The following is a 12,961-nucleotide window of genomic DNA, read 5'->3' as shown; positions in this document are numbered from 1 at the left end:
TCAGGAGCAAACGAATAAACCGCCGTTGGTATTGCCCGCGGCGGTTTATTATTTTAACCTCCCAGTATCAAACACAACCTAACGTATCCAAATGGAACTGAGCTGGACGAGCCTTTTACCTTCCTTGCTGGCAATCATCTTTGCCATTATTACCCGAAAAGTGTTGTTAGCCCTTATTGGCGGTATCATTCTGGCGAATGTTCTGTTGTTTTGGCCGGCCCCGGAAAGCATTGCCTATGGCACGTTCGACAGCACATGGGAAACCCTAGTAGATCCCGGCAATATGTTGGTGTGGTTTTTCACGCTGGGTATTGGCGCATTATTTGGTGTTTTGGAAAAGGGCGGTACTTTTAAACAATTCGTCCTCAAACTCGAGCGCAAGCAATGGATAGAAAGCAAGCGTCGGGCACGTTTTATGACCTGGGTACTTGGCGTTATTGTGTTTATTGAGTCTAACGTCACCATTATGATTTCAGGCACTACCTCCCGACCTATTTATGATCGGCTGGGTATCTCTCGCGAGAAACTTGCCTATATTGTTGACTCGACCTGCGCGGCCATTTGTATTCTTATCCCACTCAATGCCTGGGGCGCATTTAACTTAACGCTGATTTCAAAGCAGGGTGTTGAACAACCGCTAATGGTGTTCATTCAGTCTATAGCCTTTAATTTCTACGCCCTATTTGCGGTTTTGCTGGCGCTTTTTGTCGCTCTGTTCGACTGGAATATCGGGCCAATGAAAACCTTTGAGAAAAATGCGGTGCCCGACCAAGTCTCGAAAAACACCTGGGGTGATGGCCCCGATGAAACCGTCAGCTTTGGTAAAGGAACGGCGGTGGTGCTGACCAGCCTTATTTCGTTAGTGGTTATGGTGCCGGTTATGTTGCTGGTGACCGGGGACGGCGTCTTGGTTGAAGGTGACGGCACGTTGAGTGTCTTCATTGCCATCTACATTGCACTCGGCATCGCGAGTATTGGCACACTGCTGACGCAACCGGTGAATTTAAAGGATATTGTTGAGTACCTTCTCAAAGGGGCGTGGAATATACTGCCGCTGGCGGTTATTTTATGGCTATCAATCGCGCTTGGCGGACTGACACGAGACTTAGGTACGGGTCAGTTCCTGGCATCGGTGCTCGACGGTTCGGTGTCACTGTGGATGCTCTTGCCGCTTATTTTTGTATTGTCGGCGATTACCGGTTTTTCTATCGGTTCAAGCTGGGGCACGTTTGCTATTATGTTGCCGTTGGCTATCCCTCTGGCGATGACGCTCGGTTTGCCGCCCGCACCGTTTATTGCGGCTGCCATTTCCGGCGGTATTTTCGGAGACCACGCATCGCCTATATCAGACACCACCATTATTGCGTCTATGGCATCAGGGGTCGAGCATATTGACCATGTTAGAACACAACTGCCGTACGCATTATTGGCGGGGGTAGGCGCAACTTTGGCGTACTCCGTCACGGGGCTGTTGATGTAATTTAAGAATTGGACGGTTTGGCGGCAGATTTGCGACGTGCGCGGAAAAAACGGCGCAGAATGTCGCCACATTCGTCCGCCAAAACGCCACCTTCAATGTCCACTTTGTGATTCATCGAGGCATGGTTCAACACCTCAATAGCGGTGCCCGTTGCGCCGGTTCGCGGGTCGCTGGCGCCAAACACTAAGCGCTTAACCCGGGCGTGAGTAATAAGCCCGGCGCACATTGCACAAGGCTCTAACGTAACGTATAGAGTGGAGTCGACTAACCGATAGTTTTCAATAGCCTGCCCAGCGGCACGAATGGCTTGTGCTTCCGCATGAGCTGACGGGTCGGATAAGCTAATGACTTGATTGTAGCCTTCGCCAACAATCTTGTTGTTTAGCACTAATACCGCGCCAACCGGCACTTCGTCCGCTTGTTGGGCTTTTTCGGCAAGCTCGAGCGCTCGTCGCATGTAAATTTCATCGGTTGTCATGGCGGCGATTTTAGCGCAGGATATTACCCAGTACCAGAACAACCATCCGCCCGGGTTTACCGAAGGCAACTTGAGGCACAGGAGAGCATTATGAAAAAGCTTGCTATCAGTTTATTGTTGGCCAGTAGCGCCACTTTGGGGGCACTGTCATTGCCGGGTCAAGCCATGGCGCAGCAGTCGCCAATTACCGTCAGCAATGACCTCGAACAGCAAGTCATTGAATGGCGTCGTCACATTCATGCGAACCCGGAGTTGAGTAACCGAGAGTTTGAAACCGCTAAAATGGTCGAAAAGCACCTGCGCTCGCTGGGCATGGAGGTTGCGACAGGCGTTGCTCATACTGGTGTTGTTGGGTTGTTAAAGGGGGGTAAATCGGGACCGACCATTGCACTTCGTGCTGATATGGACGCCTTGCCGGTAACGGAAAAAACCGATGTCCCCTTCAAATCGACCGTAACCTCGGAATACCGGGGTAATGAAGTGGGCGTCATGCACGCTTGTGGCCACGACACTCATGTAGCCATGCTCATGGGCGCCGCAACAAAGCTGGCAGAGATGAAAGACCAGTTGGCCGGTAACGTTATGTTTATCTTTCAGCCGGCCGAAGAGGGCGCGCCAGGAGGTGAAGAAGGTGGCGCGGAACTGATGCTAAAAGAAGGCCTGTTTGGTGATCTTATTGCCGAGAATAAGCCTGAGAAAGTATTCGGTATTCACGTTTGGGCCGGTTTCCCGACAGGCCATGTTGGCTACCGCAAAGGTCCACTGATGGCATCGTCTGACCAATTTGAAATTACGGTTAAAGGGAAACAAACGCACGGTTCAACTCCGTGGGGTGGTGTAGACCCAATCGTTACCTCTGCGCAAATTATTAATAACGCACAAACCATTATTAGTCGCCAAACCAATATCACTAAAGCGCCTGCGGTGCTGTCGTTTGGGATTGTCGAAGGTGGCGTGCGCAATAATATCATTCCGGACGATGTCACCCTTATTGGCACCATTCGCAACTTTGATATGGACATTCGCCGCGACATTCATGCGAAGTTAAAGCATACCGCAGAGAAAACAGCAGAGGCCAATGGTGCTGAAGCGCATGTACACGTTGACTTAGGCTATCCGGTCACGAAGAACGATCCTGAGCTTGTCGAGCAAATGTTACCAATAACAAAAGCCATTGCCGGTGCTGACAAAGTGAAGGAAGTGCCTCTTGTGACAGGCGCAGAAGACTTCTCCTACTATGCACTGGAAGTGCCGGGTATGTTTGTCTTTTTGGGGGTTACTCCACCTGAGCGTGACATGAGCAAAGAGCCGAGCAACCACTCGCCTTACTTCTATGCGGACGAAGATGCACTGAAAACCGGCACCGAGTTGTATGTGAATTGGGCGCTGGAATCACTCTAATATGCCGAAGTCTGTTGTTTATTTTTTAGTTACCTTGTTTTTGGCCGTCACGACGCTGACGGCCTGTACCCCTCAAACCCGACCGAACGCCATGACTGTTGTGCAGGAACGACAAGTGCTTCGGGTGGGTACGCTAATGAACCCCACCAGTTACTATTTTGACCATGATCGTGAGCAGGGTTTCGAGTATGACTTGGCAAAGCGCTTTGCCGATCGGCTTGGGGTGGAGCTGGAAATGGTTCCGCGTTTTGATGTGAATGATTTGTTCACTATGTTGCGTCGGGGGGAAGTGGACATAGTCGCAGCTGGCATTGACCGAACGTCCACCCGTGCTCAGCTGTTTCGTTTCAGCCCGCCTTATGATGTGATCAGCCAAAAGGTTGTGTTTAAGCAGGGCTCCCGACAACGTCCCAGAGACTTGCAGCAAATTACCGACGGTGAAATTGTTGTGGTCGAGGGCAGTTCGCACCATGAATTTCTAAAAAGCCTGGGCAACAGCATTCCTACCCTAAAGTGGCGTGCCACCACCGACCATGATGCGGTCGAGTTGCTGCGCATGGTTATCAATGAAGAAATTGATTATACCATTACGGACAGCACCGCGCTGGATATTCAGCGCCGTTTTCATCCTGACTTGAGTGTCGCCTTTACGGTGAAACATGAGCAGGACATTGGTTGGGCACTGCCACAGAGCAGTGATGACTCATTGTATGCAGCGGTTATTGAGTACTTTGGAGAAATTCGAAGCAGCGGCCGGCTGGCGCATATAAAGGAACAGCATTTTGGTCACGTTAAGCAGTTTAACTACGTGACCACCAGTTTGTTCATTGAGGCGGTGGATAACATACTGCCCAAATACAGAGAGTTATTTCAAGAGCACTCAGGCACTCTGGACTGGCGGCTGTTGGCCGCAATTTCTTATCAGGAGTCGCTGTGGAACCCAAGGGCGGTGTCACCTACCGGCGTGCGGGGCATGATGATGCTGACACTACCCACAGCCAAAGCCATGGGCGTAAAAAGCCGTTTGAACGCAGAGCAAAGCATTCGTGGTGGCGCGCGTTATTTGGAACGCATGTTGGAGCGAATACCCGATCGTATTCCTCAGCCCGATCGCACCTGGTTTGCTCTAGCCGCCTATAATATTGGTTTTGGGCACCTGGAAGACGCCCGTATTTTGACAGAAAAGCAGGGTGGTAATCCGGACCGTTGGGTGGACGTGAAAAAGCGCCTGCCGTTATTGCGCCAGAAACAGTTTTATCGGCAAACCCGCTTTGGCTTCGCCCGTGGTGATGAGCCCGTCACCTATGTCGGCAATATCCGCCGCTTTTACGACACCCTGAAATACCTCGATGAGCAGGGTAGGCTGTAGCCTGACGTTATTACGTCAGGTGCGGTGTCTAAAACGCACCTCCGTATTATTGAAACAATGCGGGAAACGGCAAAACCTCACCTGATGCAATAGCATCAGGCTACAAGGTGTAATGTTACCGATTTCAAATAGGTCAAATAAAATGAAAAAAATAGCTGCTGCGGTACTCGTCGCTCTGACACCAATGTTTACCTGGGCTCAAAGCCTGGGTGACACGATTCAACTCGACGTAAATGGCGAATCCATTGAAGCGACCCTCGCAGAGCGGCTTTCTTCGCAAAACAGCTACCGCCTGACCTTTGAAACGGCCAGTGGCGATACCCAGCACCTCGGTTTTATGCACCGACGCGGTGACAACCAGCTCATTTCAATCACTCATCCGCAGGTCGGCTCGGTAACCATCCGCGTGGTTAACGGGAAAACGGTCATCGAGAACACCAACTTATTGCCTGCAGAGCCGAAGCAACCTAAAACAGAGCGTACGACAACAACCACTGTGAATGCGCGGGCGTTGCCTCAGAAAGCGTATTTAGCCAATAAAGCGGCGGCCCCGGCAGACGAGGTTCAGTTATTCGATAATTCGTTGGATGTTTTATTTATCTACGATGATCGATTGTTGGGTTATGCCGACGACAATGGGTACGACTTGGAGCTTGCTATTCAAGGTGCAGTCGATACCAGCAATGCGATTTTTCAACGCTCAAGCTTACCCGTCACCATGACCATAGCCGGCGTAGAGCCTTTCAGACCAGAAAGCACAACCGACTTTCCCAATGAGAACCCGGATACCATACTGGATGAGCTTATAAACGATCAGCGAGTAATACGACTGGTGGATCGTTACAAAGCCGACGTGGTGCATTTTGTTGGGGCTGAAAACCCTGACCTATGCGGTATTGCGTTTAGAGCCTCCGAGTTTAATACCAGTGACAATCAAGTGAATTATGTCAGTGGTGGCTCAAACGCCGGCTATACGGCTATAGAGTGCATGGGGAACGGTACGGTTGCGCACGAAGTCGGGCATAATTTTGGTTTACGTCATGATCGCTATACCCTCGCTGATAATTCAAGCGGCGGTGAAGGAGAGCAGGAAGACTTCCATATTCCTTACGGCTATATTGAAGGCGAAGGTCGTTTCTACACAACCATGTCATATGGTTCGGTTTGTCGCAGCGAATTTAGCACCGGCGACTGTTCAAGCGAAGCCGCATTCTCAAGCCCTGACATTGTCGACAGCAACTATGGTTTACCGTTAGGCAAAGCCGCGTCCGAAATTGACGCCGCCAATGCCAGTTTGGCCGCACAGCGCAGCAGCGTTATTTGGTCGAATAATAGCTCAAGAACGAATGTGGCGGGTATGCAAACGGAGCGTACCGGCAACGACGCGTTAACGTTTAGCTGGCCTCGTGTCGAAGGTGCGGACAAATACGTGGTTGCAGGTGGCGCTTGCGAGCAATACACCGGGCTATCACAAGCCGCTTTATTGTCAGAGGAAGGCGTAACCAATAATGCCGTCGCTTATCAGGCAGCCTCGTTACCTGATGCAATTTGCATCATTGCCGTCGAGCAAATCAACCCTGACACAGCCCGCTGGCGCTTCGTAAGCAACGCAAGCTTTAGTGGGGACTATACCGACGCCGCCGCAAACTACCTCTTACTCGACAACAACGTTGTCAGTTTGGTGGAAGCCGGCGACCAATCTCAGGTAACCATTGAGCTGTCGGATGAAAACACCGACAACGCCGCTATTCAGCTAGCGCTTCCGGTAACCGCTAGTGGCACCGACGTCAGTCAGCAAATCGGTATCGACAATGCCGCAGAGTGGTTCAGCTGGGAAGTGGCTGGCTCCGGCACTTCCCGAACAATGACCATAACGCTCAAACAGTCATTGGCCGACATTAGTGCGGGGCTGAACAAAGACAATGTTCATAACCCGTATCACTTGCCACTAAAAGTGGTAAATACCAATGCTGCGGACTTTTCAGTATCCAGTGGTTTGTGGGTTGATCCGGACTCCATGACCGGTGGCGCAGCCCAGGCATTTATCAGCCAGGGAGAGCGGGTTGGAGAGGTCATGACGCTGAACTCGACTGTCAGTGTGTATAACGTGCCGGCTGACGTTGTCATTACCGTTAACGATGCTGAGGGGCTTATTGAAAACTTCAGCGCAACAGAAGTTGAATCGACCATTGAAGGGGAGCGGCGTATTCAGCTAACGGGTGAAACACCGCCCGTGGACGATGCGCTATCTGTGCCACTGCAAATTAACTTTAGTGACGGCAGTGAGAGCATTAATGTGTCTTTCACGGTAGAGCCTCGCGCTATAGCGCCGACCATACGAAGCTTCCGGGCCAGCAATACAATAGCAGGGCAGAGCGTGTCATTAACCGCAATTGTGACCGACGCTGACGGCAACTTAGATACGTCCAGCATTGAGGTCGTTCGGTTGAATAGTGACGGCAGCGAAACCAGTGTGTCCAACGTCAATTATGAGGGTGATACGGCCACTGCGTCATTAGGCAGCCTGTCTACAGGTGAGTACGAATACCGCCTGACCGCAAGCGATACCGAAGGGAACAGTGAGACGGCAACGGCCCGTTTTACTGTCACCGAAGCTGCGTCAGGCAGCAGCGGCGGTAATGCAGCCTGGCTATTGTTATTGGTGCCAGTCGCGTGGTTAGTGCGACGTTGCAAACGCTGATGCTACCGTAGCCTGACGTTATTACGTCAGGTGCGATGTCGAAAACGCACCTCCGTATTATTGAAACAATGCGGGAAACGGCAAAACCTCACCTGATGCAATAGCATCAGGCTACTTAAACTGCAGCTCTTTGTAACTGAAGTTGGCTTTCACTTCTTTTTGCATCCACTCGAGCATCACGAAGCATCGTGACTCGCCGTCAAGCTGAACAATTTTAGCAAGGAATCCACGGAACGGACCTTGCTGAATTTCGACGCTATCACCCACTTTCGGGGCTTGCTCATCGGTCAGCTCGTCAACGCCTTTCATTTCGTCGACCCACTGTTGTGGAATTTTGGGAATGTTGTTACCAAACCTGAGAACGCCAGCCACACCATAGGTACTGCGTATTTTGTAAAACTGCTCAATGATATCGTCCAGCCTTACAAATAAGTAATTCGGAAACATGGGCTCAACAACTGACGTACGAACGCCACGACGAAGTTTTTTCACCGTTAACTTAGGTGCAAACACCTCAAACCCCTGGTTTTCCAGGTTTAACGCGGCGCGCTCTTCCTGTTTAGGCTTCGTGCGAATAACGTACCAAACGTCACTGTCGAGCTGGCTCATAACACATCCTTTCCTTTATTGGCGGCGGATCTTTCCATATTAACCTATACGACGCAAGCGTATTGACTTGAGCGTTCACTCAAGGCATCTTAACGCAAAATTAACAATACGGAGCAACAAATGGAATTTAATCACGGTGGTTTCTGGCTACGTTTAGCGGCAGCTATTATCGACACTATTATCACGCAATTGGGCTTAACCATTATCGGTGTCATTATCGGCATTTTCGTCGGTATATTTATGGGCGCTGCGGGTTCACCAATGGGTGATATTGAAATGGTCGCCGGTGGTATTGGTTACGTTATCGGTATCGTTGGTCAGTGGTTGTATTTCACCATTTTTGAAATCTCTGGCTGGATGGCAACACCAGGCAAGAAAATTCTGGGTCTGCAGGTCACCGACATGAACGGTCAGCAAATCGGCTTTGGTCGTGCGAATGGTCGTTACTGGGGTAAAATCGTGTCAGCGCTTCTCCTCATGGTTGGTTTCATCATGATAGCCTTCACCGAGAAAAAGCAGGGTTTACATGACATTATGGCTGGCACCTTAGTCATCAAAAAGCCGTCGGCATAAAATCATTGCAAAAAACTGGGGCGGCAAGGTAAGCTGAAAAGGTCTTTCAACGTAATAAAGGCCTAAGTCTATGCGAGCCAACCGCCTCAGACGAGAAAATAACTCCCGCCGCCGCGCTGTTATCCGCAAGCGCCGTCAGCGCATTATTGAACGCCGCGAAAAGTGGTTCCGCTTAGTCCAGAAAGAAGGCACACCCAAGGTCGAGTAGCCTGACGTTATTACGTCAGGTGCGATGCCGCAACTACCCACATTAAACCTTCATCACCCAACTGTTCCGGCGGTGCAGTTAGCTAAATCTCACCTGATGCAATAGCATCAGGCTACGGTCAATTGTCAGCATCAGGCTACGGTCAATTGTCAGCATCTAGCTACGACCAACTGCCTTTCCAATACCTTCGGGGTACTGTATAATCCGCCAGCAAAAATCGCCCAGCTTTGGAGACCTTGCTTGTGGAAATCTACCGCGGTGCACCAGCCTTATCAGCCTTTAAAACAACGAAGCAACTCGAGCAACTGAAACAAGCCGGCTTGCCGGTTAACGAACTTTATGCCGAGTACCAGCATTTCGTAGATTTGCACAATGAGCTGACCGACGAACATCGTTCAGTATTGGTGCAATTATTGAAATACGGCCCGGAATTGCCCGCTCATGAGCCAGAAGGCGCGCTCATTTTAGTCACTCCACGTATTGGCACCATTTCTCCCTGGGCATCGAAAGCGACCGATATTGCGCACAACTGTGGTTTAAAAAACATCCACAGAGTGGAGCGTGGCACCGCGTATTACTTAAAAGGCGACTTGTCTGCTGAAGAACTGAAACAAGCCGCAGCGTTATTACACGATCGCATGACTGAAAGTGTCCTGTACGACATGGACGACGCGAGCCAGTTGTTCCGTACACAAGAGCCTCAACCATTGTCGTCTGTTGATATCTTAGCGGGCGGACGCGAGGCACTGGCGCAAGCAAATATCAATTTAGGTCTGGCGCTGGCCGACGATGAAATTGACTACCTTGTCGAAAATTTCCAGAAGCTTGAACGTAATCCGAACGACATTGAACTTTATATGTTCGCGCAGGCCAACTCTGAGCACTGTCGTCATAAAATCTTCAACGCCGATTGGACTATCGACGGCCAAGAGCAGCCTAAGTCGCTGTTTAAAATGATTAAAAACACCTTCGAAACCACGCCGGACTACGTGCTTTCAGCATACAAAGACAACGCCGCCGTTATGGAAGGCCACGAAGCCGGGCGCTTTTACCCGCAGCCGGACAGCATGAGCTATGGCTACCATCACGAGCCTGTGCATATTCTTATGAAAGTAGAAACGCACAACCACCCAACCGCGATTTCGCCATACCCGGGTGCCGCAACTGGCTCCGGCGGTGAAATTCGTGATGAAGGCGCCACAGGCGTGGGCTCAAAACCGAAAGCCGGTTTGGTGGGCTTTAGTGTCTCGAACCTGAACATTCCGGGGTTCAGGCAACCGTGGGAAGAAAACTACGGCAAGCCAGCGCGCATTGTGTCAGCACTGGACATTATGCTGGAAGGCCCATTAGGCGGCGCTGCTTTTAATAACGAATTTGGTCGTCCGGCGCTGACGGGGTATTTCCGTACCTACGAGCAAACCGTCGACAGCCATAACGGCCTTGAAACACGCGGGTATCACAAGCCGATTATGATAGCCGGAGGTATGGGTAACATTCGCGAAGCGCATGTCCAAAAAGGGGACATCCCGGTTGGCGCTAAGTTAGTCGTGTTAGGTGGTCCAGCAATGAACATTGGCCTGGGCGGCGGTGCGGCATCATCCATGGCGTCGGGTGAATCGACTGAAGACTTAGACTTTGCTTCTGTACAACGTGAAAACCCGGAAATGGAACGCCGTTGTCAGGAAGTTATTGACCGCTGCTGGCAGCTCGGTGCTGAAAACCCGATTGCTTTCATTCATGATGTTGGCGCCGGCGGTTTGTCGAATGCAATGCCTGAACTCGTCAGCGACGGCGGTTGTGGCGGTAAGTTCGAGCTGCGTGACATTCCGAACGACGAGCCGGGCATGACGCCATTGGAAATTTGGTGTAACGAGTCGCAAGAGCGTTACGTTATTGCCATCGCACCGGAAAACCTGGCGCGCTTTGAAGCCATTTGCGAACGCGAGCGTGCCGAGTACGCCGTCATTGGTGAAGCCACCGAAGAGCTGACGGTGTTGCTGAACGACGCCAAGTTCTCAAATCAACCTATCGATCTGTCGTTGGATATTCTGCTCGGCAAGCCGCCGAAAATGCACCGCGATGTAGAGACTAAGCAAGCAAGCGGTGTCGATTTGCATTTGGAAGGCGTTGACATAAACGACGCCGCTGACCGCTTATTGCGCTTACCGGCTATCGCCGAGAAAACCTTCCTGATTACCATTGGTGACCGCAGTGTTACCGGTCTGGTGGCACGCGACCAAATGGTTGGCCCGTGGCAAATTCCGGTTGCAGACGTGGCGGTAACCGCCGCGAGTTATGACAGCTATCACGGTGAAGCCATGGCCATGGGCGAACGTACACCGCTGGCTTTATTGAACTTTGGCGCATCGGCACGCATGGCAGTGGCCGAGTCATTAACCAACATTGCCGCCGCCGATATTGGCGACTTAAAACGCATTAAATTGTCCGCCAACTGGATGTCAGCAGCGGGTCATCCGGGCGAAGACGCAGGTTTGTACGAAGCCGTGAAAGCGGTGGGTGAAGAGTTATGTCCGGAACTGGGCATCACCATTCCGGTGGGTAAAGACTCAATGTCGATGAAAACCCAGTGGCAGGAAGACGGCGAAGACAAAGCCGTCACTGCGCCATTAAGCTTAATTATCACGGCGTTTGGTCGTGTGAATGACATTCGTGCGACATTGACGCCGCAGCTGCGCACCGACAAAGGGCAGTCGCATCTGGTGCTTATCGACTTAGGTCAGGGCAAAAACCGTTTAGGCGGATCTGCGTTGGCGCAAGTGTATCAGCAGCTGGGTAAAGAAACGCCGGATCTCGACGACACCAACTTATTCAAAGCGTTTTTCAATACCACGCAGCAACTGGTTACTGAAGGTCGATTGCTGGCTTACCATGACCGGTCCGACGGTGGTTTGTTCGGCACCGTGGCTGAAATGGCCTTTGCTGGTAACTGCGGTGTGAATGTGGCGTTAGATGAGCTTGGCTCGAATAATCTCGCGGCACTGTTCAATGAAGAGTTGGGCGCGGTTATTCAGGTGAGCGACGAGCAGTATCAGAACGTCATGGATGCTTACGCGTCAGCCGGTTTAAGCGACTGCGTAAAGCGCATTGGTGAGCCAACCAATGAAGACGCTATTGTCTTTACCCGGGAAGGCAAAAACGTATTGGCTCAAAGTCGTACGCACTGGCGTACGGTATGGGCCGAAACAACGCATCAAATGCAGAGCCTGCGCGACAACCCAGTGTGTGCTGACGAAGAATTCCGCTTGAAACAACGTGCCGATAACCCGGGCTTACAAGCGGACTTAACCTTTGATCCGGCAGAAGATATTGCGGCGCCTTATATTGCTAAAGGTGTTTCACCGAAAGTGGCGATCTTGCGTGAGCAGGGCGTGAACTCGCACTATGAAATGGCGGCGGCATTCGACCGTGCCGGCTTCGAAGCGGTTGACGTACACATGAGTGACATTTTAGCCGGACGTGTATCGTTGGAAGACATGCAGGCACTGGCAGCCTGTGGCGGATTCTCGTACGGTGACGTGCTGGGCGCCGGCGAAGGCTGGGCTAAGTCCATTTTGTTTAATGACCGTGCGCGCGAACAATTTGAAGCCTTCTTTAATCGCGATGATACGTTGGCGCTGGGCGTGTGCAACGGTTGCCAAATGTTGTCGACGTTAAAATCGCTGATTCCGGGTACCGACCACTGGCCGCGTTTTGTCACCAACCGCAGCGAGCGCTTTGAAGCCCGCTTCAGCCTGGTGGAAGTGCAAAAGTCTGCGTCGGTTTTCTTAGGTGACATGGCAGGCTCGCGTATGCCAATTGCCGTATCACACGGCGAAGGCCGCGCGGAGTTTGCTAACGCACAGCAACAAAGACAGTTAGAGCAGAACGCTCAGGTCGCACTGCGTTACATCGACAACTGGGGCGAAGTGGCCGAGCAGTACCCGGCGAACCCGAACGGTTCGCCGCAAGGCATTACTGCTGTGACCAGCGAAGATGGCCGCGTCACCGCCATGATGCCGCACCCGGAACGCGTCTTCCGCACCGTCGCTAACAGCTGGCATCCAGACGAGTGGGGCGAAGACAGCCCATGGATGCGCATGTTCCGCAACGCCCGCAAACACCTCGGGTAACCGAGGCTCTTC

General features: G+C 51.6%; 9 protein-coding genes. 7 read left to right on the top strand and 2 right to left on the bottom strand.

The window, feature by feature from the left end:
• The first annotated feature begins 91 nt into the window (after nt 1-91).
• Nucleotides 92-1,480 carry a Na+/H+ antiporter NhaC family protein gene (locus EST55_RS04670; RefSeq protein ID WP_129496675.1) on the top strand — a complete coding sequence of 463 codons (1,389 nt, stop codon included), beginning with the start codon at nt 92-94 and terminating at the stop codon, nt 1,478-1,480.
• Nucleotide 1,481: 1 nt separating this feature from the next.
• Here EST55_RS04670 and tadA read toward each other — a convergent pair whose 3' ends face one another.
• Nucleotides 1,482-1,958, bottom strand: coding sequence for a tRNA adenosine(34) deaminase TadA (gene tadA / locus EST55_RS04665; protein ID WP_129497000.1), 477 nt, complete (start codon nt 1,956-1,958; stop codon nt 1,482-1,484).
• 90 nt (nt 1,959-2,048) lie between these two features.
• Here tadA and EST55_RS04660 point away from each other — a divergent pair, with 90 nt between their 5' ends.
• The 3 genes from EST55_RS04660 to EST55_RS04650 all read left to right on the top strand — a co-directional run bounded on the left by EST55_RS04660 (nt 2,049) and on the right by EST55_RS04650 (nt 7,429).
• On the top strand, nt 2,049-3,359 hold the full coding sequence (locus tag EST55_RS04660) for an amidohydrolase (RefSeq protein ID WP_129496674.1): 1,311 nt from the start codon (nt 2,049-2,051) through the stop codon (nt 3,357-3,359).
• Nucleotide 3,360: 1 nt separating this feature from the next.
• The gene (mltF, locus tag EST55_RS04655; RefSeq protein WP_129496673.1) at nt 3,361-4,728 is read left to right on the top strand and encodes a membrane-bound lytic murein transglycosylase MltF; all 1,368 of its coding nucleotides are present in this window, start codon (nt 3,361-3,363) and stop codon (nt 4,726-4,728) included.
• A gap of 142 nt (nt 4,729-4,870) precedes the next feature.
• Nucleotides 4,871-7,429: a zinc-dependent metalloprotease family protein gene (locus EST55_RS04650; RefSeq protein WP_129496672.1), complete on the top strand. Its 2,559-nt coding sequence runs from the start codon at nt 4,871-4,873 to the stop codon at nt 7,427-7,429.
• Between the two features lie 111 nt (nt 7,430-7,540).
• Here the strand turns inward: EST55_RS04650 and rfaH are convergent, their stop codons facing one another.
• Nucleotides 7,541-8,038, bottom strand: coding sequence for a transcription/translation regulatory transformer protein RfaH (gene rfaH, locus EST55_RS04645; RefSeq protein WP_129496671.1), 498 nt, complete (start codon nt 8,036-8,038; stop codon nt 7,541-7,543).
• 120 nt (nt 8,039-8,158) lie between these two features.
• On the opposite strand from rfaH, the gene EST55_RS04640 reads away from it, so the two are divergent.
• The 3 genes from EST55_RS04640 (at nt 8,159) to purL (ending at nt 12,949) form a co-directional block, all read left to right on the top strand.
• Complete coding sequence (locus EST55_RS04640; protein WP_088768809.1) at nt 8,159-8,611, top strand: RDD family protein; 453 nt, start codon at nt 8,159-8,161, stop codon at nt 8,609-8,611.
• Nucleotides 8,612-8,681: 70 nt separating this feature from the next.
• Nucleotides 8,682-8,819, top strand: coding sequence for a hypothetical protein (locus tag EST55_RS12305; RefSeq protein WP_157776081.1), 138 nt, complete (start codon nt 8,682-8,684; stop codon nt 8,817-8,819).
• A 242-nt stretch (nt 8,820-9,061) separates the two neighbouring features.
• Complete coding sequence (purL, locus tag EST55_RS04635) at nt 9,062-12,949, top strand: phosphoribosylformylglycinamidine synthase (protein WP_129496670.1); 3,888 nt, start codon at nt 9,062-9,064, stop codon at nt 12,947-12,949.
• Nucleotides 12,950-12,961: the final 12 nt, after the last annotated feature.

The sequence above is a fragment of the Idiomarina sp. 29L genome (assembly GCF_004123135.1).
GTDB lineage: Bacteria > Pseudomonadota > Gammaproteobacteria > Enterobacterales > Alteromonadaceae > Idiomarina.
The sequence above is the reverse complement of the archived record's forward strand: the minus strand, read 5'-3'. Positions and strand labels throughout refer to the sequence as shown.

Excerpts from the sequence above, each read along its gene's own strand:
- EST55_RS04670 (WP_129496675.1), top strand. The coding sequence starts at position 92 with ATGGAACTGAGCTGGACGAGCCTTTTACCTTCCTTGCTGGCAATCATC.
- tadA (WP_129497000.1), bottom strand. The coding sequence starts at position 1,958 with ATGACAACCGATGAAATTTACATGCGACGAGCGCTCGAGCTTGCCGAA.
- EST55_RS04660 (WP_129496674.1), top strand. The coding sequence starts at position 2,049 with ATGAAAAAGCTTGCTATCAGTTTATTGTTGGCCAGTAGCGCCACTTTG.
- mltF (WP_129496673.1), top strand. The coding sequence starts at position 3,361 with ATGCCGAAGTCTGTTGTTTATTTTTTAGTTACCTTGTTTTTGGCCGTC.
- EST55_RS04650 (WP_129496672.1), top strand. The coding sequence starts at position 4,871 with ATGAAAAAAATAGCTGCTGCGGTACTCGTCGCTCTGACACCAATGTTT.
- rfaH (WP_129496671.1), bottom strand. The coding sequence starts at position 8,038 with ATGAGCCAGCTCGACAGTGACGTTTGGTACGTTATTCGCACGAAGCCT.
- EST55_RS04640 (WP_088768809.1), top strand. The coding sequence starts at position 8,159 with ATGGAATTTAATCACGGTGGTTTCTGGCTACGTTTAGCGGCAGCTATT.
- EST55_RS12305 (WP_157776081.1), top strand. The coding sequence starts at position 8,682 with ATGCGAGCCAACCGCCTCAGACGAGAAAATAACTCCCGCCGCCGCGCT.